The following is a 22,186-nucleotide window of genomic DNA, read 5'->3' as shown; positions in this document are numbered from 1 at the left end:
CTACACTGAAGCCAAACTCCCTGATGCTAATCCTTTGCGCCGTCTTCGCTATTCTCCTGCTGGGCGGCTCGCTCTACCCTTGGCACTTTCATTCCGGTCCCGACCTCACCAGTGCGGCGATGGATGTCCTTTCGGCCTGGCCGGCCCGCCTGGAACGGTCGATGCTGCGTGACATCCTTGTCAATCTGGTCATCTACATCCCAATCGGATTTACCGGATTCCTGTGGCCCGGCTGGCGTTCCCGCACCGCTCGATGGACGGTTCCCCTGCTGGCCGGCACGACACTCTCCTTCTGCGTCGAGACCCTGCAGCACTACTTTCCGCCGCGCATGCCCAGCACTCCGGACCTGCTCTGTAATGCCTGTAGTACGGCAGCCGGGCTGATTCTGGCCTCCGTTTTCGAATCCGTGCTGGAGTCCCGTCACATCCAGTGGCGCCGCCGCCACTCGATTCACCTATCCTCGGCGCTGCTGCTGCTATTACTGTGGGGCGCCTCGCTGGCCTGGCCGGAACGCATCTTTCCCCTGGCTATCCTGCCAAAGATCCGCCTTCTGCTCAGGGGCAGCGCCTGGTCACCGCTGGAGATGGTGGCCGGTGCCCTGCCCTGGCTGCTGGCCGGAGAGCTGATGGTCTCCATTGCCGGCGCGAGAATGCGCGGCTGGTGGCTCTGGGGCCTGTTATTCGTCCTCTACCCGCTGCAGTTGGTCATGCCGGGCCACACCTTCACCTGGTCCGCCGTCGCGGGGTCCGTCATAGCCGTCGGGCTGCTGACAGCATGGCCCGGCCTGCTGGCGAGGCAGGGTCCGGTATTAACCTGCGGTTGGCTGCTGTGGATCGTGCTGGACGGCCTGCGCCCTTACCGCCTGCTGCAGGCGCCCAACGATTTCCAGTGGGTTCCCTTCCTCGACATGATCACCAGCAACTGGATGGTGTCGGTTGGGGTGCTGCTGCATAAGACCTGGATCTATGGCGCGGCATTCTGGTTGCTCACCCATACCGGACGGCGACGTTCCACGGCGGCCGTCCTGGTTGTGTCCATCGTGACGGCGGTGGAGGCCGCGCAATGCTGGCTGCCCCGGCGAGCGCCCGGGTTCACCGATCCGGCGATTGTTCTGCTGGCGGCTGCCCTGCTGGCGCTGGTGGACCGCCGCTACCGCATCACCAGCTTGCCGCGGGACCATTCGACGGCCCGCGCATCCACTTTCCGCTGACGCGTTGCCTTCAGGCTGCAAAGAACCGGACCAGGCAGTCGCAGACATACTCGATATCGCCATCCAGCAGGCCGGAGTGAATGGGCAGGGCCAGGACTTCGCGGCAGGCCCGCTCGCTCTCCGGCAATGCCCCTTCGGCGTAGCCGAGTGACAGATAGCAGGGTTGGCGGTGCAGTGGGATCGGGTAGTAAATTTCGGTTCCTACCCCCTGAGACGCCAGGAACGCCTTGAGCTCATCGCGGCGCTGGGTGCGGATCACAAACTGATTCCAGGCGTGGTAAGTCTGCCAATCGGCGGCCTGGGGCACGCTGATGGGCAAGCCTGCCGGTGCGAGTAGCTGCTGATAGCGGGCCGCGTTCCGCTGCCGCGCCTCGGTCCAGCCGTTCAGATGGGGCAGTTTTACCCGCAGGATGGCCGCCTGCAGGGTATCCATGCGCGAATTGAAGCCAATCCACTCGTGACGGTACTTTTCGCGGGAGCCGTGGACGCGCAGCGCCGACAGCACGTCAGCCAGAGCCTTATCCGTGGTGACCACCATGCCGGCGTCGCCGAAAGCGCCCAGGTTCTTGCTGGGAAAAAAGCTCAGCGTACCCATGGCACCCAGGCTCATACACGGCCGGCCGCGGTAAGTGGCTCCAATGGATTGGGCTGCATCTTCAATGACGGTCCAGCCGTGGCGGGCAGCCACATCCAGAATGGGATCCATGTCGGCCGAGCCTCCGAAGAGGTGCACGGGGATCACAGCCTTCAGCTTCGGATGGCTGCGGGCGGCCTCCTCCAGGGCGGCCGGGTCGAGGTTGAAGGAGTCCGGCTGGATGTCGACGAAAACGGGAGTAGCCCCGGTACGAGAGACTGAACCGGCGGTCGCAAAAAAAGTAAAGGATGGGACCGCGACCTCGTCGCCCGGCCCGATACCGGCGGCCATGAGGGCCAACAGGATGGCGTCACTGCCGTTGGCGCAGCCGATGGCGTGGGCTATGCCCAGGTGAGCGGCCATCTCGCGCTCGAACTCGGCATGGTCCGGGCCAAGAATGAAACGCTGGGAATCGAAGACACGGGCTACGGCTGCCTCGATTTCCTGCCGGAGCGGCCCGTTCTGGGGATGCAGGTCGAGTAGCGGCACCTGCCTGGTAGAGCTTACTGCGCTAGGGACAGACATAAAACCCCTTCAACCTAGCATAGGCTCCATCGGGGGGCTGTTTGCCAGATCCACTTGTGAAAAGAAGAGGGACCGCGGTACGGGGTGTGTTGTGTTGGTCCGGAAGGATGTTTCTCACAGACAGCCGCGTTCGGCTATAGATATATACGTATACTCTGTATATAGAACTAGTGGCTGTCTAACTAACTGAAAACAGGATAGTAAGCATAGACAAAGGGGTGCCATTTCACCTGTCTAGGGGGTGCCAATTCACCCGTGGGGGTGGTACCAATTCACCCGTCAGGGGGTGCCAATTCACCCGCCGGCTGGGTGCCAATTCACCTGTGGAAAAGTGACGTTTTCCACAGGCTTCTGTGGAAAACTTTGGTCTCGGGCAGGCAGTTCAAGGGCCTCGGAGGCCCAAATTGGACTATGGTCAGGTTCAACCTGTCCACTATGGTCATGCTGGACATGTCCAACGTGACCACTATAGTCACTTTCAATATGACCACTGTTAAGCCAGGGGGTACCATTTCACCTGTTCCCTGCCCTGTCCGCAGGTTTGCGCTGGGGGCGCGGATCACTCCGGCGGAGCGACGGCGGGCCGGCTGGGGTAGATTTTGAGGCCGCCGGTGACGGTCTCCAGCTTCAGCTCCGGATAGACATGCCGCACCTTATCCAGGGCTGCGATCAGCTTGCGTTTGAAGTTTCGGCGGTCCGAGTAGTCGGTTCCGAACTGATTCATGAACTCCTGGTATGTGATCACCTGCGGCTGGCCTTTGCGGTACAGCGAGTAGGTCTTATAGGTAGCCCAGCCATACAGGTCCAAGGCGAGGGGGGAGTTCTTGATGGCCTTCAGGGCCCGCATGTCGATGGGGATCACAGAGGTGGTAACGGCCTGGAAGAACTCCTCGCCCAGTTCGATCCAGCTCTGCCAAAGCATGCCTTGACGGACGTCCTTCGGGTCCCACCACAACTCGCGGCGGGGGGCGATGAGCATCCCCTGGGTCTGCTGTCCCACCATGCCCTGGACATGACGGGTGTACTGAAATCCGATGCTCGAGGAGAACAAGCGCATCATCTGGTCGCGCAACCGGTGGGCATCGCCGCGAATACCCCGCCCGCTGTTCGGATTGAGTCCGATGGAACGCATGAAGGAAGCCAGGTTCTGGCCCAGTTCCAGTTGGCGGCGTTTGGTGCGCACTGCCTCGCGGGTCATCCAATACAGCAGGAGCCTGGGGATTGTGCCGTAGGGGTAACCGACCGGCTTGCCGTGTTCATCAATGCTGGTGCGGCCGATCACCAGGGTGACGTCGCCATTGGTGCGGGTCCAAAGCGGGACATCGCCTGGATCGCGGTGTGGAAGTGTCACCTGTACCAGGTGACGGGCCATATAGGAGAGTTCCGACAGCAGCGGTTCGCGCTGTTGGATATCGGCTGAAGAATCGATCAACTGCCGCACTAGCGGTGTTGTCTCGACACCAGGCAGAATGGCCTGGGCGCTGGCGTCGCGTGTGCCGCGTCCACGGCGGACACGGGCCAGAGGTTGATGTCCGGAAAGGAGATCGCTCACTTTATCCATGGAATTTCCTGAACATGACTACAGTAGTCATGTTGAACTTGTCTACTGTAGTCATGTTTAAACTGTCCATAGGGGTCAAGCTCAGCTTGTCCATAGTGGACAGGTTCAACCTGGGGCCTATGGTCACGTTTCCGGCCGCTCCGATTGGGGGAGATTCCCGGCCGGTTGGGCGTAGACGAAACCGGGACCGATTTTGGCCACAAACAGGCGATTGCGCCGGACCATGCGAGCCAATGCCTCGGCCGGAGAAAAGACACGGTAGAGGGTGGGGCGGCGGGTATAGATGTCAGCCGGCCGCTGGATGGCGACGAGGTCCTTTTCTACGAGCTTATCCACGACACGCTGGACGGTCTTGCGGGAAAGTCCGGTCTGGCGGCAGAGGAGTTCATAGCCGATCTCGCACAGGTAGTCGCCCTGGGGGGCGGGGGTGGTGTGGGCGCACAGCGCCTGATGGGCCACCTTTTCGGCGTCGCTCATGACATCGTCGATGGACTGGATGAGGCGGATGCGGGCGCGCGGCACCATCTCGCCGGCCTCGGTTTGCCAGAAGCGGCAGCTCTGGAGCAGGGAAGCGGCGGAGGCAATGGCGTCGGCGGGAACTGGGGACAGGTTGAACGTGTCCACAGTAGTCAGGTTGAAGTTGACCACAGTGGACAGGTGAGAAGGCGCAGGGGGCGCAGGGGCAGGCAGGGCAGCGGGCCGGAAGAGATGAGAACCCACGCCGCGGCCCACGGCGGGATTGTGGATCAGCTCCTCAAGCTCGCTGGGATCGTAAAGGGTCGAACTCTTCCTAGACCGCGATGTTTTCAACGGTTTGTGCTTTCACCGAGCCATCGAGCAGGGCAATGATCTGGGCGGCCACGAGGTCATAGTCTTCCAGTGCTTTCGATTTGGGGTCGTAATCGACCAGCATGCTGTGGGCCCGCGCCGCCTTGCCGATGCTCTGGTCCGTACGGACGGCGCTAAGTACCGGCAACTGGAAGGTTTCGCTCAACTGAGTGACCATCTTCATGACCACGTCGGTGAGCGCGTAGCGGCGGTTCACGATGGTTGGCAGCAAGCCCAGAATCTGAATGGGTGCACGCACGCTATCACCGATCGTCTTGGCTGAGAAGATAGTGGCGCCAGCGCCGGAAACGCTCAATGTATCCATCGAGATGGGAATCACGACATGGCGGCACAGGACGAGCGAACAAGCCTGGGTGAGGGAGATGGAGGGCGAGACGTCGACGACCAGCGCATCGTAGTCGTTCTCGTAAGGCCGGAAGACGTTGTCGAAGACATGTTCGCGGCCATACATGGCGAAGATGCGCTGCTCCATGGTGGTGGTTTCGCGGTTGCCGCAGATGACGTCGAGGTTTGGCGACACGTTGACCACGCAGTCCTGCAGGCGCAACTGGCTCAGCACGAAATCGGCTAAGTAGTTCTCCGGCCGCAGTTTGAGCAGGACGGCCACGGAGCCTTGCGGGTCGGTATCCACGAGCAGGGTCCGCAGCCCCCGGTCGGCGAAACAGCGGGCCAGGTTGATGGCCGTGGTCGTCTTGCCGACGCCACCCTTCTGATTCCCGATGACTAGCTTGATTTTCACCTTGTCCACCGTTTCAGTCCGGTACGGAGCTCTTCCAGGTCAAATTCGCTCCACATCCGGTAGCCGTTGTCAGGGTTGCGCAGCGGCTCGGGGATCTTGCCGGCCGCGAGCAACCGGTAGAGGGTTCGCACACTGATCCCCAATGCCTTGGCTGCCTGACTGCTGCGGTAAAGCCCCGCTCGTTCGCGCACTCGCCGTATCATTAGCTACACCCATGTTAAATTGCGATTCCGGGCGTCGCAAGCATAAACCTATGACAGAATTTCAAAACTGAGCCATTTGCGCACAAGTCACGACTTTCTGGGCACACCCCGGCAAAATGCGGTGTGGAGGCAGGGCAGGGAAGCGGCGCGAATGGATCTCCCTGCCGGGATGGCTGTTCCGGCGGATAATAGTCGCGATGCCTGTGCCTCGAGTCAGCGTACTGATGCTCACGTTCAACCGCCCGCAGTTTATCAGCCGGGCGATTGAAAGCATTTGCGCTCAAACATTTACGGATTGGGAACTGCTGGTGGTACACGATGGGCCCAACGAGGAGATCGCCGGCATCATGGAGGGTTGGGCGGCGAAGGATGCGCGGGTACGCTATTTCCGCCGCCTGCAGCCGGGCAACATCGCGCAGGCGAACAATTACGGACTACGGCAGGCGCAAGGCGAGTATGTCGCCATTCTGGACGACGATGACTTCTGGCGGGTGCCAGACAAACTGGAGCGGCAGGTCCGTTTCCTGGACGAGCATCCGGACCATGTGGCGTGCGGCGGCGGCGCTGTCTGTATTGACCTGGAGGGCAGGGAAACGCTGCGCTACCTACGGCCGGAGGAGCATACCGACATTGTGCGGCGGGCCCTGCTGGCCAATCCGATGGTGCATTCCACGACGCTGTTCCGGCGAGCGGCGGCCGAACAGTCAGGTTTCTATGACGAATCCCTGCCGGGGTTCCAGGATTGGGACCTGTTCCTGAAGCTGGGCCGCCTGGGGCGGCTGCACAATTTCCAGGAGCACTTCCTGGCCTACCAGATCTGGGAAGGCGGCGGCAGTTTCAAGGCGCAACGCGGCAATACGTGGTCAGCGGTCCAGATTGTGAAGCGCCACGGGCCGCACTACCGCAGTTATCCGCTGGCCCTGGCGATGGCCTGGAGCTACTACGCCTATGCGCGGCTGCCGTTGGGGCTGCGCAAGGCGAGTTTCTCGATCCTGTCGCGAGCTAAGAAGTCGCTTTTCTCGCCGAAGTAGGCGTCTAGTCGCGGGCGTGCAGCAGTTCCGGGCTGGAGACCAGGTAATCGACGGTGCGTTCGACGGCTGCCCGGATGGTCAGCTTGGGCTTCCAGCCGAGGGCCCGGATGCGGGAGCACTCCAGCCAGATGAACGGGTTATCGCCGATCCAGCCGCGATCGCCGCCGGAATAGGAGAATTCGGGCTGTACACCCAGGCGGCCGCAGATATAGCGTACTGAGTCGTTCAACTCGCAGTATTCGTCGGTGCCGAGGTTGAAGACGTTGGTTTTGCCCTCGGCTTTGTCGACGGCGAGGACGATGGCGTCGAGGCAGTCCTGAATGTAGAGATAGCTCTTGCGCTGCAATCCGTTACCGAGGATGTGGAGGTGGGTTGGATCGGTGCCCAGGCGCTTCACGAAATCAAACACGTGGCCGTGGGTGTAGCGTTCGCCCAGGATGGAGACGAAGCGGAAGATGAAGACCTGGATGCCGAAGCCTTCGGAGTAGGCTTGCAGGATGCCCTCCGCGGCCAGCTTGGAGGCGCCGTAGAGGGAGGTCTGCACGGGCATGGGGCAGTCTTCCGGGGTTGGGATGACGGCGGCCTCACCGTAGACGGAACCGGTGGAGGAGAAGCCGATGCGCGGCACCTTCTCGAGACGGGCGCACTCGGCCACATTCCAGGTGAAGATGGTGTTCTGTTCCAGGTCGCGGCGCGGATGGTCGGTGCCGAAGCGGACATCGGCGTTGGCGGCCAGGTGGAGTACGAGATCGGCTCCACGCATGGCGGCGCGGAGTGTCTCAAACTCGCCCAGGTCGGCCCGAACCAACTGAAAGCGCGGGTTTTTAGCGGCCCCTTCCAGGAAGGACTCCTGCCCGGTGGAGAAGTTATCGTAGCCGACGACGGTATGGCCCAATTCCAGATACCGATCGACCAGGGAACTTCCGATAAAGCCGGCGGCGCCGGTAATGAAAACGCGCAATGGATCCTCCAGCCTTCCATCAAAGCATATCCGCGGCGCCGGGCTGAGCGTTACACTGACTGGAGCCCCTTGGGCGTAAGGAGGAATCTGTCCGGTGATCATTGCCAGGAGTCCTTTGCGTGTCTCTCTAGGAGGAGGAGGAACCGATTTACCCTCTTATTATCAAGAACATGAGGGGTTCTTGATCGCAGCCGCCATCGATAAACACGTCTACATCACGGTGCACGAGCCCTTTGTGGACCAGGTGATTGCCAAATACTCGAAGCTGGAGCAGGTGCAGCGGGCGTCGGAACTGCAGCACCCCATTATCCGGGAAGCGCTGGGCTTGGTGGGCATTGAGACCCACATAGAAATCGCCTCGATGTCGGACATTCCGGCCGGTACGGGGCTGGGCAGCTCCGGCAGTTTCACGACAGCACTACTGCGTGGTCTAACCGCCTTACAAAACAAACACATAGCACCGGCGGACCTGGCTGAGCGGGCGTGTCACATTGAAATTGAACGGTTGGGCGAGCCGATTGGTAAGCAGGATCAGTACATCGCCGCCTTTGGCGGGGTCTCCTGCTTCACGTTCCAACGCGACGGCAAGGTGGTGGTGGAGGCGTTGAAGGCCGATACCGAGACCCTGGCCAATCTGGAAGACAACCTGTGCCTGTTCTTCACCGGGTATACGCGCAGCGCCAGCAACATCCTGCGCGACCAGGACCAGCGCAGCAAGCAAAACGACAGCGCCATGCTCGACAACATGCACTTCACCAAGGAGTTGGGCTATCGCAGCCGGGAGGCCCTGGAGAAGGGCGACCTGCACGAGTTCGCGGCGCTGATGCACACGCACTGGGAGCGCAAGCGGGCGCGCACGCAGGGCATGTCGAATTCACAGATCGACATCTGGTATGAGATGGCGCGGGCGCATGGCGCGCTGGGCGGCAAGCTGATTGGGGCCGGGGGCGGGGGATTCCTGATGCTCTACAGTGAGGAGAAGACCCGTTTGCGCCACGCGATGCGGGAGGCCGGGTTGCGGGAAGTGCGATTCCGGTTTGATTTCGAGGGAGCCATCGTCGTCGCCCGCAGTTGACGCAGGAAAAGCATGGGTTACATCGTCTCCTGGATTTACATCGTCTACTACCATCTCTCCCTGCCTGATCTGTTTCCGTCACTGATGTCGCTGCGTATTGGCATGGTGTTGTTGGGGCTGGCCGGGTTAGTGACGCTATTTTCCTTTATCAGCCAGCGGGTGATGGCCGACTACAAGACCCAAGTCCTGTTCTTGCTCATATTCACAGGGTTCATCATGTTTACGCGCCTGATGCACGGCTGGTTTGGCGGGGCACCGGCTGCGTTGGTGACCTACCTGCCGGCCTGCGCGGTGTTCTATATGGTGGTGGGAAATGTGGACTCTTTGGGCAAGATCAATGCCCTGAGAACCGGGCTGCTGTTCGTGGCCATGTTCTTTGTCGTGATGGGCATCCTTGATTTCTATACCGGTCCACGGGAGACGCCGTTTGTCATGTTCCAGGGTTCCCTGGACGAGGCGCGGGCTGCATTGGAAGGCGGCATGCGGCGCACTCGCGGCCTGGGCCTGATGAACGATCCGAACGACTTCGCGCAGTTCCTGGTCTGCCTGATGCCGCTGACTTTGCTGATGGGCCGGGGGAAGCCATTGGTCCGCGTGGTGATTGTCACGCCGATCCTCGGGCTGCTGCTGTTCGGCGTCTACTTGACGCGTTCCCGCGGCGCGTTGGTGGGGCTGTTGATCATGATTGTGCTGGCTGTCTGGGACCGGTTCCGCTGGTTCGGGTCACTGGTGGCGGGCGGGGTGGGCGGGGCTGTGCTGTTGGTGTATGCGAAAGTGCTGATGCAGCGCGACGTCTCGTTGGAGGCTGGAGCCGACCGGTTGGACATCTGGTCGGATGCATTGGGCGAGATCAAGCGTTCGCCGTTGATGGGCGTCGGGTTCGGCAGTTTTGCCGATATCGCCTCACTCACCACGCACAATTCGTTTCTGTTGGCGCAGGTGGAGTTGGGGCTGGTTGGTTTTGTGCTGTGGTTTGGGCTCTTCGTGGTGGTCCTGATTCCTTTATGGAAGATTGCCGCGGCACGGCCGGTGAGTGACACGACGGATCCGCTGACTAATACGGCCCGGGCGCTGCGCACCGCAATTATCGGCTTTCTGGCGACGGCCTGGTTTCTGTCCCGTACATACGCCGCCTTCCCGCTGGTGCTATTGGGCATGGGCGCGGTGGTGGAGCATCTGCACCAGCAGGCCACGGGACAGGTTCTGGTGCCCCGGCCGAAGGTGTGGCTGACAGCGAGCGTAGGAGCAGCGGTGGCTACGGTGATCCTGGCTTACCTGATGGTCCGGTTTGGCAGAGTGTGACAGAACCAAAGAGCGATGGAGCGTATCCGATGGTAAGCATTCTCCCTCCAGTGGCGATTCTGGCTGGCGGCCTGGCCACGCGCCTGCGGCCGGTGAGCGAGAAGATTCCGAAGTCGCTGATCGAGGTGGCGGGCGAGCCGTTTCTGGCGCATCAACTGCGCATGCTGGCCGGGCAGGGCGCCCGCCGGGTGGTGTTGTGCTGCGGCTACCTGGGTGAGATGATTCGTGATTTTGCCGGCGATGGCAGCCGCTTCGGGTTGGACGTGGAGTACAGTTTTGACGGCCCGGCGCTGGCGGGCACGGGCGGGGCCCTGCGCCAGGCGTTGCCTCTGCTGGGCGAGCGGTTTCTGACGATTTATGGAGATTCCTACCTGCCCACGAGTTATGCCGCCGTCGACGCCGATTTTGCGGCCAGCGGGCTGCCGGCGCTGATGACGGTGTTTCACAACGAAGGGCGCTGGGACACCAGCAATGTGGAGTTTTCCGGCGGGCGGCTGCTGGTCTACGACAAGCAGCACCGCACGCCGCGCATGCGGCATATCGATTACGGGCTGGGCGGCTTTCACCGGGACGCCCTGCTGGAGTTCGCGCCGGCCGAAGGGGCCTTTGACCTGGCGGGCCTGTATGGCCGCCTGCTGGCCGCCGGCAGGCTGTATGGCCGTGAAGTGGAGGAGCGGTTCTATGAAATCGGGTCCTTTGCGGGCATACAGGAGCTGGATGAGTATTTGAACAAAGAGAAAGAGTGATGCCATGACTTTCACTGAACAATTTCTGAACGAGGCCATCGAAGTGATTCGCGGCCTGGACCAGGCAGCCATCAACCGCATGGTGGAGTTGCTGGCCGCCACGCGCAGCCGCGGGGGCCGGTTGTTCCTGCTGGGGGTGGGCGGCAGCGCCGCCAATGCCTCGCATGCGGTGAACGATTTCCGCAAGATCACCGGGCTGGAGGCCTATGCGCCCACCGACAATGTCAGCGAATTGACGGCCCGCACGAACGACGAAGGCTGGGCCACCGTGTTCGAGAGCTGGCTGAAGACCAGCCGCCTGCGGGCCGAGGACGCGGTATTCATCTTGTCGGTGGGCGGCGGCAACCTGGAAAAGAACGTCAGCCCCAATCTGGTGGCGGCCCTGCAGTATGCCCGGCAGGTGGGCGCGACCATTCTCGGTATTGTCGGGCGCGATGGCGGCTATACCGCCCAGGTGGCCGACGCGTGTGTGATCATCCCCACGGTGAACGTCACGCATACCACGCCTCATGCCGAAGCCTTCCAGGCCGTGGTGTGGCACCTGCTGGTGTCGCATCCCGATCTGAAGCAGGTACAGACGAAGTGGGAATCGGTACGCTGAAGTGGCCCGCCGTGCTGTATTTCTCGACCGGGACGGGGTGCTGAACCAGGCGGTGATCCGGGATGGCAAGCCTTATCCTCCCGACCGTGTGGAAGAGGTGGAACTGACCGGGGGCGCGGCAGAAGGACTGCAGGCGTTGAAGCAACGCGGATTCCTGCTGCTGGTCGTCACCAACCAGCCGGACGTTTCGCGCGGCAAACAGACGCGGGCAGCGGTGGAGGCGATCCACCGGTATATGGCGGAGCGCCTGCCGGTGGATGAGTTCCGGGTGTGCTATCACGACGACCGCGACGGCTGCGACTGCCGCAAGCCGAAGCCGGGCCTGTTGACCCTGGCGGCGGCCGACTATGATATCGACCTGGCGGGCAGCTACATGATCGGCGACCGCTGGCGGGATGTGGATGCGGGCGCGGCGGCGGGCTGCCGCACGGTCTGGATCGATGCCGGGTATCAGGAACGGGGGCCGGGACAACCGCCCGATGCCCGCGTGGCCAGCTTGCCGGAGGCGGTACGCTGGATCGAGAATGCGGAGGATGTCGGGCGTAAGGAGGGTGTCTGAGCATGGGACGGGGGCAATTGCTGAGAAGTTCGCGGGTTCGTTTCGGAGTCGTGGCGGCTGCGTTACTGGCCGTGGCGGCGCTGGGTAGCGGAGGCCAATGGCAGGTTGTGGCGGGCATGGCGGCCGTATTGGCCGTGGTCTATGCGTTCCGGCACACGCTATTCCGCCTGGTTTTGTGGGCGATTGGCCGGGCCCAGGGCGTGCCCTTGAGCGTGGCGTTGCGGCATGCGGCGCAGGATCGCGCCATGGAGTGCGAAGTGGAGCGGCTGCGGCAGGCGTCGCGCATGGTGGAGAAGGATCCGGCCGGGTATGAGAAGTGGGAAACGCCGCTGGGGGCGTACTGGATTCCTTCCCGCAAGATTGCCGGCGACGCGCTGCTGGAGATGCTGGCGGAAGAGTCGATGGAGATCTACGGCCACGGGCCGGCCGGCGTCAATGCCGGCGATGTGGTGCTGGATTGCGGCGCCAATGTGGGTACCTTTGTTCGGGAGGCCCTGGCGGCCGGTGCGTCGCGGGTGATTGCCAGCGAGCCCACAGCCGAGAACCTGGAGTGCCTGCGCCGCAACTGTCCCGAGGCCCTGGCCGATGGGCGCCTGGTGCTGGTACCGAAGGGTGTCTGGCATGAGGAGACCACGATCCAACTGTTCGTGAGCGATTCTCCGGCCGGAGACAGTTTTGTCGTGTCGGCGAAGAAGGCGGAAGGGCCGGTGCTGGAAGTGACCACCATCGACCGTATTGCCGAAACGCTGGGGCTGGAGCGGCTGGACTTCATCAAGTTCGACATTGAGGGCGCTGAACGCAATGCGCTGCGCGGAGCGGCCAAAACGCTGCGCTCGCTGCGGCCCACGCTGGCGGTTTCCGCCTATCATCTGAAGGACGACCCCGACGTATTGAGCGGCATCATCGGAGAGGCCGGGGCCGGATATCAAAAGACGGCGATTGGGGCGCGTCTCATCGTCCCGGGCCTGCTGAGCAGCTATATGCTGCCCATCGTGCTGTTGTTCCGGCGCGCCTAGAAACGCCGAGTAAGCTCGGGTATCCCGCCGGCGAGTTCGGTTCCATATGCCCAAGTAGCTCAGGCGACGAGGGTGGCACCGCACTTCCGCGGAGAGCGAATAAAAATAGAATGAATGGGTTTGATCCCTCAGCGGCGGTGGATTGCGCGCACCGTGGGGCTGTTTGACTCGAGGGCGGCGATCGGGATCGTCTCTGCCTGAGTGAGAGAAGAAAACGGGAATAAATGGGTTTGATCCCTCAAAGCCGGTGGATCGATCGTTGCTGAAGGGAATCGGCCGAAGGAATCTCTACGAGAAAAAAGGGGGGGGGGAATGGCTTTGGTCAACCATAGTTGTACGACGCTCTCCCCTTCCGAGTTGAGGCGCAGTGCGCCTCCGGAGTGGACATGGAGGTTCAGGATTCAAAGATCGGCTGGGTGCAGGCTTGGCCTGGGATCCAGCGTGCAGATTGTAATCCTCCCTCCCAGGGTAGGAGTGCGTGTGGTTCGCAAGCGATTGAAAATGTGGGTAAGAAATAGTTCGACCGGTGGGGACCGGAAACGAGAAGGCGTTCAGTTTCGGGCATTCCCCCCATAACTGGCCCCACTTACCAGTGGGCGCAGATCTGAGTAGCGCTAGCCGTGTATTTCTTTCACGTTCCCAGCGACAACTGGTCAGGTGCTCGACCGCCCCGAGAGTCATCAGCAGGCTGAGACCAATGCAGAACCTCACGCCTGGCCGCCTTGCCTGTGCGGGTGGAGCAGAGGGCGTGTTCTGGTGAAGAGCAGGCGGTTTATGAGATTCTGATTGGATATCGGAAGGATGCGAAATCGGAGACGTCTGTGCAGAGCACCACTGGTTTGAAAGTCAAATTGTTTGCCGACGGGGCGGAAAAGGCGGCCATGCTGGGGCTGTACGCCAACCCCATGATTCAAGGGTTCACCACGAACCCGACATTGATGCGCAAGGCCGCGATTACGGATTACGAGGCCTTCGCCCATGACATTCTGGCCGCCATTCCGGACCGGCCGATTTCCTTCGAAGTGTTTGCCGATGACTTCGCGGAGATGGAGCGGCAGGCGCGCAGGATTGCGACCTGGGGCTCGAATGTCTATGTGAAGATTCCCGTCACCAACACGCGCCGCGAGCCGGCGGCTCCGCTCATCCGGCGGCTGTCGCAGGATGGCGTGAAGTGCAATGTGACGGCGCTGCTGAGCCTGCGGCAGGTGCGCGAAGTGACGGAGGCCCTGACGGGCGGCGCGCCGTCCAATATCTCGGTGTTTGCGGGCCGCATCGCCGATACCGGGGTCGATCCGGTGCCGCTGATGGCCGAGGCCGTTGCGATCATGAGCCCGCATCCGCAGATGGAGCTCATCTGGGCCAGTCCGCGGGAACTGCTGAACGTCTTCCAGGCGGATCAGGTGGGCTGCCACATCATCACGGCCACGCCGGATGTTCTGAAGAAACTAAGCCTGGTGGGCAAGGATCTGGAAACCTACTCGCAGGAGACGGTCCAGATGTTTTACGAGGACGCCCGCCAGTCCGGTTTCACGCTCTAGGCGGGGCGATTCTCAGCAGCATCATGATCCGATTACCGCGGCACGCCGAAGTCTGGTTGGCTGGATATCTTCGCAGCCGGATGGGGGCGTTGAGTGCGGCGCCCGCGCGCCGTATCTGGGTGGCTCTCACAGACCACTACGAGCCTTACTGGAAGAACAGCGACGAAGACCTGGCGCGCGAACGGGTGGCGCGCTGGAGCCGGACCTGGCCGGAGATTGCACGGCGGCATGCCGATTCAGCGGGCCAGCCGCCGAAGTACACCTTCTTCTATCCGGAGGAAGAGTATCGCACGTGGCATCTGGACGCCCTGGCGGCCATGACGGAGGCCGGCATCGCCGATGTCGAAGTGCACCTGCATCATGACGACGATACGGAAGAGCACTTTCGCGACCTGGTGAGCCGCTACCTGGAGACGCTGCACACGCGTCACGGCCTGCTGCGCAAGGAGAACGGCCGGTTGATGTTCGGCTTTATCCATGGCAACTGGGCGCTGGACAATTCGCGTCCCGACGGCCGCTGGTGCGGGTTGAACAACGAAATCACCCTGCTGGAACAGCTGGGGTGTTATGCGGATTTCACCATGCCGTCCGGCCCCTCACCCACGCAGGCGCGTCAATTGAACCGGCTGTACTGGGCGGTGGACGATGCAGCGCGGCCGAAGTCGTACGACCGCGGTCCGCTGCTGGGGGCAGGGAAGGCGCCGGCGGGTGCGCTGCTCATGATTCCGGGGCCGTTTGCCCTGCGTTGGGAGACGGGGCGGCCTATCCCGCAACGTTGGGTGCCGAAGGTCGAGATTGGCGAAATAGCGGGTCATCTACCCATGACACAGGCGCGATTGGAGAGGTGGCTGGCGGTGGCTCCGCGAGTGGGCGGCGATGTGTTTATCAAGCTGTTCGCGCATGGAGCGCCCGAAAAGAATGCCTCGGCCCTGCTGGACGGACAACTGGATACGCTGTTTACGCTGCTGGAAGGCGAATGCGTGAGGCGGAGTCTGGAGCTGCGCTATGTCACGGCTTACGGGATGCGGTGCCAGGCCCTGGCCTCGGCTGGACTGCGTCCGGATGGAGTGCCATGCGGATAAGCGCCATTATCCCCACCTATAACAACCCGGAGCTGCTGGCCCGCGCCATCCGCAGCGTGCTGGCGCAGACGTCTCCGGTGGATGAGCTGATTGTGATCGACGACGGTTCCACGGACCATACGGAGCAGGCGGTGGCCGTCTTTGGTGACCAGGTGCGCTATATCCGCCAGGTGAACGGCGGCACGTCGGCCGCCCGCAACCGCGGCGCTCGCGAGGCGCGTTTCGAGTGGCTGAGCTTTTTGGACCACGACGACGAATGGATGCCGCGCCGCATTGAGCTGCATCGCGCGGCGCTGGCGGCGAAACCGGAAGCAACCCTGATCTATTCCGCCCTTCATCTAACCGCGGTGGACGGGCTGGGCGGCCGGCTGGTGCATCCACCTCCGCCGGAGAAACTTTATCCCACGCTGCGCCTGCGCAATGTCTGCCCCGGTCCGGTGTTCAGTATCCGCAAGGATGTCTATCTGGAGCTGGGCGGGTTCAGCAACAAGCTGCGCGGCAGTTGTGAGGATTGGGACCTGTTTGTACGCCTCTCGCAGCGCTATCCGGTTGCCTATGTCGATGAGCCTCTCTTGCGCTACTACGAGGTGGAATCGAGCCAGAGCCGGAAGTACAAGATGATGCTCGAGCAGACGCTCTCCATTGTCGATGGCACCCTGCTGAACGGGTTGACGGGCTGGCGCCGGGCTCTGTGGCGCCGCCGCATTCTGAGCGCGCTCTATTACAAAGGCGCCGTGGGTGCGCGGGCCGTCGGCGAACCGGCCTCTTCGTACGTACTGCGCAGCCTGTATTGGTGGCCGGTGCCCAGCGGGCGGCTGGAACGTCTGCGGACTCTGCTGGCGGAATGGCGCAATCCGGGGAAGGCGGCCAGCCGTTGAGCGGGGCGCCCAGGACACGCAGCGTCGAGGTGGCGCGCAACTCTCTCCTGTACGGCCTGGAGATGGTGACCACTTTCATCGCCTCGTTCATCACCTCCATCGCGATTGCCCGTGTGATCGGGCCGGAAAAGCTGGGCTACTACAACTACGTCTACTTCCTGACCAGTGTGGCCGGTATGTTGGGCACGATGGGCGTGCCGCTGACGGCGCGCAAGTTCATGGCCGACTATATCGGCCGCGGTGAGGAAGGCAAGGCCAAGTCGGTGTACGAGTCGTGCTGGCGGGTACAGTTCCGCATCAGCATGGTGCTCACCGTGGTGTGTTTTGCGGCGGCGTATTTCTTCTCCGAGCGCAGCTACTTCGTCAGTACGTTTCTGCTGATTGCCGGTATGCCGCTGCGGATTCTGGCGTTCCTGCCCGCCATGGCTAACATGTCCTGGGACGACATGCAGGGCAACCTCCCGGGGTCGTTCGCCAACCTCGGCGTTTATACAACCCTGGTGGTGCTGAGCCTGGTGATGGGTTGGGGCGTGGACGGCATCGCCTGCGGTATTCTGATCGGCTACATCCTGGAGCTGCTGCTGAAATCGCGCCGGGCCAGGGGCTGGATGAAGGACATTGAGGCCGAGCCCCTGCCGGACGAAATGAAGCAGCGCATGTTCCGCTTTTCGGGCCAGGGTGTGCTGCTGACCCTCCTTTCGCTGACGGTCTTCGACCGCTCCGACCTGGTCTTTCTCCGCATGTTCAATGCCGATCCGCGGAACCTGACGTTCTTCACCACGGCTACCAGCATGGTGGAGCGCCTGCTGCTGGCGCCGCAGATCTTCACGCAAGGCCTGGGCATCTCCATCCTGAACGACTTCGGGAAGGGCGGCACGAAGTCCTATGCCTACATCGCCAGCGCGCTGCGGTATGCCCTGCTGTTCGGGACGCCGGTGCTGCTGTGCGGCGCGGCCCTGAGCGGACCCATGATCCGCATCCTGTACGGGCGGCAATACCTGGCGGTGATTCCGCTGTTCGCGGTGGCCGCCGTGCTGGCCATCCCCAAGGCATCGCGCGTACCCGCACAGACCCTGTTGCAGGCGCACGACCGGCAGGACCTGCTGGTCTATTGGGGCCTGGTCTGCGCTGCCTTGAATATCATCCTCGACCTGGTGCTGATCCCCCGGCATGCGGCGATGGGCGCCGTTATCGCCAATGGCGTGACACAGGCCGTGTCGTGCGTCGGGCTCTGGGTAATCTGTGTCCGGGTGCTGAAAGTGGAAGCGGAAGCTTCGATGGCCGTGCGGGCGAGCGTCATCGGCGGGTTGATCTCGGTGCCCGTCTGGCTGCTGAGCGGGATCGATCCGCCCTGGCTGGCCCTGCTGCTGGGCGCGGCGTCCGCTGTTGTGGTCGGACTGCCGCTGATCCGCTGGGCCCGGTTGATCCGCCAGCAGGATCTGGATCGCTTTGGAAGCGTACTACGGAAACTGCCGGAACCGCTGCGCTCGGCCGGCATGCGCCTGCTGGCGTGGGAAGCGGCGGGCGCCTGAACCGCTATGCAACACTGAATGAGTTCCAAGACAGCCGAAGCATGATTGCCAAGACCAGCCGCCGAATTTTTGATGTTCTCGCCCATCCGCACCACCACCGCTGGGATTTCTGGCGCAGCCGTTGCAACATCTGCGGGCGTCCCACGATGTTTGTCTGTACGGTGCCGCAGGACCGCTGGATTCGTGCCTGCCTGGCCTGCCGCAGTACACCGAAATACCGCGCCATCTACCATGTGTTGACCCGCCATTTCGGGCAGGACCCGGCGCAACGGCTGGCGCAGGGCGCACACATCTACGAACTGACCACGACGAGTCCCATCTGCCGCCGCCTCCAGGCGCATCCAAACTACTGCTGTAGTGCTTACATGTCCGACCGGCCGTTCGGAACGGAGATCCGGCCCCGGGTGTGGAATCAGGACCTGCAGAAGCTGAGTTTTGGGGATGGAAGCTTCGATATCGTGATCAGCTCGGAGACCATGGAGCATGTCCGCAAGCCGTGGGACGGTTTTGCCGAGATCGCCCGGGTGCTGAAGCCGGGCGGGGTGCATTGTTTCACGATTCCCTACCGGGGCGAGGGCCCTACGGTGTCGCGCGTCGACACGTCGGGCCCGGAAGACGTTTATGTATTGCCGAAGGTTTACCACCAGGACCCATACCGGGCGGTGGACAGCCTGGTATACACAGACTACGGCGCGGACCTGCCGGACCTGCTGCGGCCCCTGGGTTTTGAGACCGTGGAACACCAGGTGCTGGAACCCGCCTACGACATCCAGGACGATCGCGGTCCGATGCGGGTGTTTCTCTCTGTAAAGCGCTAGCGCGCCTTACTTCCCCTTGTTCTTCGCGGAATGAACGCCGGACTGTTTCGGCTTCCACTTCTGGGGATAGCGCAGGATAGGCTTAGGGAAGAGCGCCGCCGACTGCGCCGGATCCAGGACGGCTCCGTCAGGCCCCGTGGTGAAGCTCACCGTGCCGGCGCTATCCGCGGTGAGGGCCAGGCCGCCTTCCTGCCGCGACACCGTATAGTCCTGGCCGCTGTTCGTGGCCCAGTATTTGCCGTCCGGAGTGAGGCCGCTAATGACATGGCGCCGCTCACCGGGCCGGCTGAGCGTGTAAGTGACGCGGTGTGCGGTGGCAAAAACGACAGCGGAGTAGCCGCTGATCTCGACGGCGGTGCCTCCGGTGGCCGGGCGCCGTTCCACGGTGGCTAGATTGCCTAAATCCCCGCTGGCATCGATCACTGTGACGAACTCATTGTCGCGGCTGGAACTGCCTTCCGCCGGCCGGACTTCCAGACGGTCGCAGGACTTGTAGCTTTCGCCCAGGGGGCGGACACAATCGGTCTGGGTGACAGCAGCGCGGTCCGGTGTGACAAAGGTGATAGCGCCGATGTCACCGCCCAATTCGGCATTGGAGACGGTGAAGCGGGCCAGCGGATTGTCCGAGGCTGTGGTGCTCATGGCTCCGCCCTGGGGCACCACCCAATTGATGAAGTACTCGTCATTGGGGGTCCGGACAGTGGTCCGATCCCGGACCACCACGACGCCCTGGGGCCGTAGCGTGAGGACTTCGCGGGTCCACGACTGAACATGGTTGAGGAGATCCGAGGAGTATTTGGAGCCCAGCGTGTAGTAGCACTCGAGCTGGGGAGCACGCCAGTAGACGTAATCGACGGCGTCGATGCGCAGATCAATGCGCGGCCGGGCGCTGTCGTCCATGCGCAGGATGGTGGCATCCATACCCGGGATCAGGCGGGAGTTTCTGTCAATCGAGCCGCCCACACACCAGTTTTCGAAGTTCTGGGAACCACCGAAGCCGCCGGGCGCGGCCGCCCAAAGACCGTTGTAAAAGCGATTGAGCTTCATCCAGGTCTGGTTGGAGTAGGCATCTGTGTTGTGCAGTTCATCCACCACGGCTTTGGCATTGTGCCGGGCGACGAAACCTTCAGCGGTGCCCACCAGGCGCTTGGTGCCGCCGCGCCGCACGGTGATCTCGCCGAGTTTCATTTTCTGCTTACCCTGCGGCACGTGATCGATGAAGATATTGCCCATCAACGTGACATAGACGGCGTTGGGATCGTTCCAGGCGGTGCGAGTGACGGCGTAGTCGCCGCTCAACCCATAGTAGGTAGGCTCTTTAGGTGTCCAGTCCGCCTGCGGCCAGGAGTCGCGCTGCAGCAGGAAATCCATCCACTCTTCGGAACGAATCCCGGCCAGAAAAGCATTGGTGTAGGCGATGGGGGCGGCCTTACTGCTGTGCAGGCCCTGCACGGTACTGGCGGCCTGGAAGTGGAACTGACTCATGCGGGCCGCGTCGGGATGACCGACAGCGTTGGCCCAGGCGGCCATCGGCAGGGTTGCCCCCTGGCTGATTTCGACATCATAGGGGGTGGTGGTGCCACCCAACGTGGAGACATAGCCGTAATCTTCGAGCTGCGATCCGTCCGGTGTGACAAACCCGAACAGATACTGCATGGTGCCGTTCAGCCAGCGAAAATCGTAAGGAGCGGCTGACCAGTCGACGCCGGCTTTGTACTCGGCCAGGGCCGCCGTATAGATCCGTTTGATCTCCTCCCAGCCGTAATCGCGCAATCCCTGCGGATAGCCGCCCTGCGCGGCCCATGCATTGTAGTAATCACGCATGAGCGTAAATTGCTGATCGATAAAGGCCTTCAGGCGCGGATCGGTATCGGCGCCAAAGGCCGCGGCGCACTGCACGAAGCTGGTGTAGGAGGAAGTGTAATAGTTCTGGAGCGGGTGTACCCAGTTGCCTGAGGAGGGGTACTCGCTGAGCAGTTTCCATTGTTCCACCGCTTTGTCACGCACCCGCCGTTTCTCCTCGTCACTCAGCAGTGGCGCGAGCCAGGAATAGCCCATGGCCAAAGTTCTGGGAAGGTGACGGAGGTGATACCCGAAATCAGAGGAGACGAGCGGAGCATTGGAGGAGCAGGTGCCATCGATGGACGGGGCGGGAGAGCCGTCCGGCTTCGTCACCGACATCGGCTTTGTGAGCGAAGAGACCCGCCATGTGCCATTGGCCTCGGGGCAGCCCTGAATACCCTCCACATCAATGAGATCGCCCACACGCAGACTGATATTGTTTGGCAGGTAGAACTGGAGTGGCTGGGCCGGATAAGTGACCGTGGCGCCCAAAGGGATGCTGTTCTGAGTGGAACTACTGCTGTAGTCGATCCATAGCGTGGTGTTAGCAGCGGATTTGGTCACTGTCCAGGTGCCGTTCATGCCGGCCCAGGAATCGGTCAGGCCAGCCACGCGAACCTGGCTGCCCACCAACCAGGTGACGGAACCGCCGTTCGCTACGGTATTTTGCACGGTGTCGATCCGTGTCGGCGAGCCGGACACGATCCGCAGCATGCTCGTCGCATGAGGCACGGCATCGGTGAAGATCCGGTACCGCAGGCGCGAGGGGACATAAACGCCATCCGCCGCGCGAGTGGAGAATTTGATCATGAGGCTGGTGACCGAAGGCAGAACCTGCTGGTCGCCATCGAGATCAGGGCTGCCACTGCCTTCGATCGTGAACCACCAACCCGGGCAACTGCCGTTGGGACAGCCCACCGTGACGCCATGGGGGGTGACAATCGTGCCCACTCCATCCTTGACGAGGATGGGCGAAACAGGGATATCACGATAAAGGCGGGGCGCCGGGACACTGGCCGCCATCAGGATATCTTTGGCTTTGGCTCCATAGGCGGCAGCTCGCGTCTGGTTGGAGAAACCAGCATTCTTGATGGTTGCTACGTAGCACAGGGAGAGCTCCGCAATGGCGCGGGTCCAGTCGCCCGTCTCGTAGCCGGGCGATATGATCGCCAGATTGTAGGCGAAAGGCCCATTGGACTGGTTAGCCAGGATGTTGCCCGCCTGGAGGTTGGGCTGTACTTCACGAACCGGTGTATTCACCTGCGCATCACAACGGGTCTTGAGAGCCTGCCACTGAAGAGAGTTGCTGCCGACAGCGTCGCGCATGGCGGTCTCGTCATCCGCGGTCATCAGGAGTTTTTGGGCAGAACACTGAGCGCCTGGAAAAAGTGTGAGGACGAACACACAAAGAATGAATCCAGGGAGCCATGAATGTTGCTTCATAAGGGTCTTACTCTCCAGCCCGACGTCATCGGTGTCAACC

20 protein-coding genes are annotated in these 22,186 nt (G+C 62.1%); 13 read left to right on the top strand and 7 right to left on the bottom strand.

Translation table 11 applies throughout. From position 1 onward, the window contains the following. Window positions 1-23 precede the first annotated feature (23 nt). Window positions 24-1,211 carry a VanZ family protein gene (locus tag ACR9Y2_RS40080; protein WP_435047529.1) on the top strand — a complete coding sequence of 396 codons (1,188 nt, stop codon included), beginning with the start codon at window positions 24-26 and terminating at the stop codon, window positions 1,209-1,211. 10 nt (window positions 1,212-1,221) lie between these two features. Here ACR9Y2_RS40080 and ACR9Y2_RS40075 read toward each other — a convergent pair whose 3' ends face one another. The 5 genes from ACR9Y2_RS40075 to ACR9Y2_RS40055 all read right to left on the bottom strand — a co-directional run bounded on the left by ACR9Y2_RS40075 (window position 1,222) and on the right by ACR9Y2_RS40055 (window position 5,710). After that, complete coding sequence (locus ACR9Y2_RS40075) at window positions 1,222-2,370, bottom strand: DegT/DnrJ/EryC1/StrS family aminotransferase (protein ID WP_435047528.1); 1,149 nt, start codon at window positions 2,368-2,370, stop codon at window positions 1,222-1,224. 559 nt (window positions 2,371-2,929) lie between these two features. After that, the gene (locus ACR9Y2_RS40070; RefSeq protein ID WP_435047527.1) at window positions 2,930-3,931 is read right to left on the bottom strand and encodes a replication protein RepA; all 1,002 of its coding nucleotides are present in this window, start codon (window positions 3,929-3,931) and stop codon (window positions 2,930-2,932) included. 123 nt (window positions 3,932-4,054) lie between these two features. Continuing rightward, window positions 4,055-4,741, bottom strand: a complete 687-nt coding sequence (locus ACR9Y2_RS40065) for a hypothetical protein (protein ID WP_435047526.1) — start codon at window positions 4,739-4,741, stop codon at window positions 4,055-4,057. Further along, window positions 4,722-5,519: a ParA family protein gene (locus tag ACR9Y2_RS40060; RefSeq protein WP_435047525.1), complete on the bottom strand. Its 798-nt coding sequence runs from the start codon at window positions 5,517-5,519 to the stop codon at window positions 4,722-4,724. Before ACR9Y2_RS40060 ends, ACR9Y2_RS40065 begins: the two co-directional genes overlap by 20 nt. Further along, window positions 5,516-5,710, bottom strand: coding sequence for a helix-turn-helix domain-containing protein (locus ACR9Y2_RS40055; RefSeq protein WP_435047524.1), 195 nt, complete (start codon window positions 5,708-5,710; stop codon window positions 5,516-5,518). The genes ACR9Y2_RS40060 and ACR9Y2_RS40055 overlap by 4 nt, the downstream gene beginning before the upstream one ends. Before the next feature lie 209 nt (window positions 5,711-5,919). Here ACR9Y2_RS40055 and ACR9Y2_RS40050 point away from each other — a divergent pair, with 209 nt between their 5' ends. Further along, on the top strand, window positions 5,920-6,753 hold the full coding sequence (locus tag ACR9Y2_RS40050; RefSeq protein ID WP_435047523.1) for a glycosyltransferase family 2 protein: 834 nt from the start codon (window positions 5,920-5,922) through the stop codon (window positions 6,751-6,753). A gap of 4 nt (window positions 6,754-6,757) precedes the next feature. Here ACR9Y2_RS40050 and ACR9Y2_RS40045 read toward each other — a convergent pair whose 3' ends face one another. After that, window positions 6,758-7,714, bottom strand: a complete 957-nt coding sequence (locus ACR9Y2_RS40045; RefSeq protein WP_435047522.1) for an NAD-dependent epimerase/dehydratase family protein — start codon at window positions 7,712-7,714, stop codon at window positions 6,758-6,760. Between the two features lie 94 nt (window positions 7,715-7,808). On the opposite strand from ACR9Y2_RS40045, the gene ACR9Y2_RS40040 reads away from it, so the two are divergent. The 11 genes from ACR9Y2_RS40040 to ACR9Y2_RS39990 all read left to right on the top strand — a co-directional run bounded on the left by ACR9Y2_RS40040 (window position 7,809) and on the right by ACR9Y2_RS39990 (window position 18,861). After that, the gene (locus ACR9Y2_RS40040; RefSeq protein WP_435047560.1) at window positions 7,809-8,789 is read left to right on the top strand and encodes a GHMP family kinase ATP-binding protein; all 981 of its coding nucleotides are present in this window, start codon (window positions 7,809-7,811) and stop codon (window positions 8,787-8,789) included. A gap of 12 nt (window positions 8,790-8,801) precedes the next feature. Continuing rightward, a complete protein-coding gene (locus ACR9Y2_RS40035; RefSeq protein WP_435047559.1) occupies window positions 8,802-10,091 on the top strand; it encodes an O-antigen ligase family protein in 1,290 nt (429 codons plus the stop codon). 29 nt (window positions 10,092-10,120) lie between these two features. Beyond that, window positions 10,121-10,837, top strand: coding sequence for a sugar phosphate nucleotidyltransferase (locus ACR9Y2_RS40030; protein WP_435047558.1), 717 nt, complete (start codon window positions 10,121-10,123; stop codon window positions 10,835-10,837). Window positions 10,838-10,841: 4 nt separating this feature from the next. Beyond that, entirely contained in the window at window positions 10,842-11,438 is a 597-nt protein-coding gene (locus ACR9Y2_RS40025; protein WP_435047557.1) for an SIS domain-containing protein, read from the top strand. Between the two features lies 1 nt (window position 11,439). Continuing rightward, window positions 11,440-11,997: a D-glycero-alpha-D-manno-heptose-1,7-bisphosphate 7-phosphatase gene (locus ACR9Y2_RS40020; protein WP_435047556.1), complete on the top strand. Its 558-nt coding sequence runs from the start codon at window positions 11,440-11,442 to the stop codon at window positions 11,995-11,997. A gap of 2 nt (window positions 11,998-11,999) precedes the next feature. Then, window positions 12,000-13,013 (top strand): FkbM family methyltransferase, encoded by a 1,014-nt coding sequence (locus ACR9Y2_RS40015; protein ID WP_435047555.1) that lies wholly within the window; start codon window positions 12,000-12,002, stop codon window positions 13,011-13,013. 821 nt (window positions 13,014-13,834) lie between these two features. Continuing rightward, window positions 13,835-14,551 carry a transaldolase gene (locus ACR9Y2_RS40010; protein ID WP_435047554.1) on the top strand — a complete coding sequence of 239 codons (717 nt, stop codon included), beginning with the start codon at window positions 13,835-13,837 and terminating at the stop codon, window positions 14,549-14,551. 23 nt (window positions 14,552-14,574) lie between these two features. Beyond that, window positions 14,575-15,633: a hypothetical protein gene (locus ACR9Y2_RS40005; RefSeq protein WP_435047553.1), complete on the top strand. Its 1,059-nt coding sequence runs from the start codon at window positions 14,575-14,577 to the stop codon at window positions 15,631-15,633. Beyond that, window positions 15,624-16,511 (top strand): glycosyltransferase family 2 protein, encoded by an 888-nt coding sequence (locus tag ACR9Y2_RS40000; protein ID WP_435047552.1) that lies wholly within the window; start codon window positions 15,624-15,626, stop codon window positions 16,509-16,511. The genes ACR9Y2_RS40005 and ACR9Y2_RS40000 overlap by 10 nt, the downstream gene beginning before the upstream one ends. Next, window positions 16,478-18,043, top strand: coding sequence for a lipopolysaccharide biosynthesis protein (locus tag ACR9Y2_RS39995; protein ID WP_435047551.1), 1,566 nt, complete (start codon window positions 16,478-16,480; stop codon window positions 18,041-18,043). The genes ACR9Y2_RS40000 and ACR9Y2_RS39995 overlap by 34 nt, the downstream gene beginning before the upstream one ends. 41 nt (window positions 18,044-18,084) lie before the next feature. Further along, a complete protein-coding gene (locus ACR9Y2_RS39990) occupies window positions 18,085-18,861 on the top strand; it encodes a class I SAM-dependent methyltransferase (protein ID WP_435047550.1) in 777 nt (258 codons plus the stop codon). 6 nt (window positions 18,862-18,867) lie between these two features. Here ACR9Y2_RS39990 and ACR9Y2_RS39985 read toward each other — a convergent pair whose 3' ends face one another. Next, on the bottom strand, window positions 18,868-22,053 hold the full coding sequence (locus ACR9Y2_RS39985) for a hypothetical protein (protein ID WP_435047549.1): 3,186 nt from the start codon (window positions 22,051-22,053) through the stop codon (window positions 18,868-18,870). Window positions 22,054-22,186 lie beyond the last annotated feature (133 nt).

The sequence above is a fragment of the Paludibaculum fermentans genome (assembly GCF_051172195.1).
Taxonomy (GTDB): Bacteria; Acidobacteriota; Terriglobia; order Bryobacterales; family Bryobacteraceae; genus Paludibaculum; species Paludibaculum fermentans_A.
Note: the sequence above shows the minus strand (reverse complement) of the source record. Positions and strands in the feature narration are given on the sequence as shown.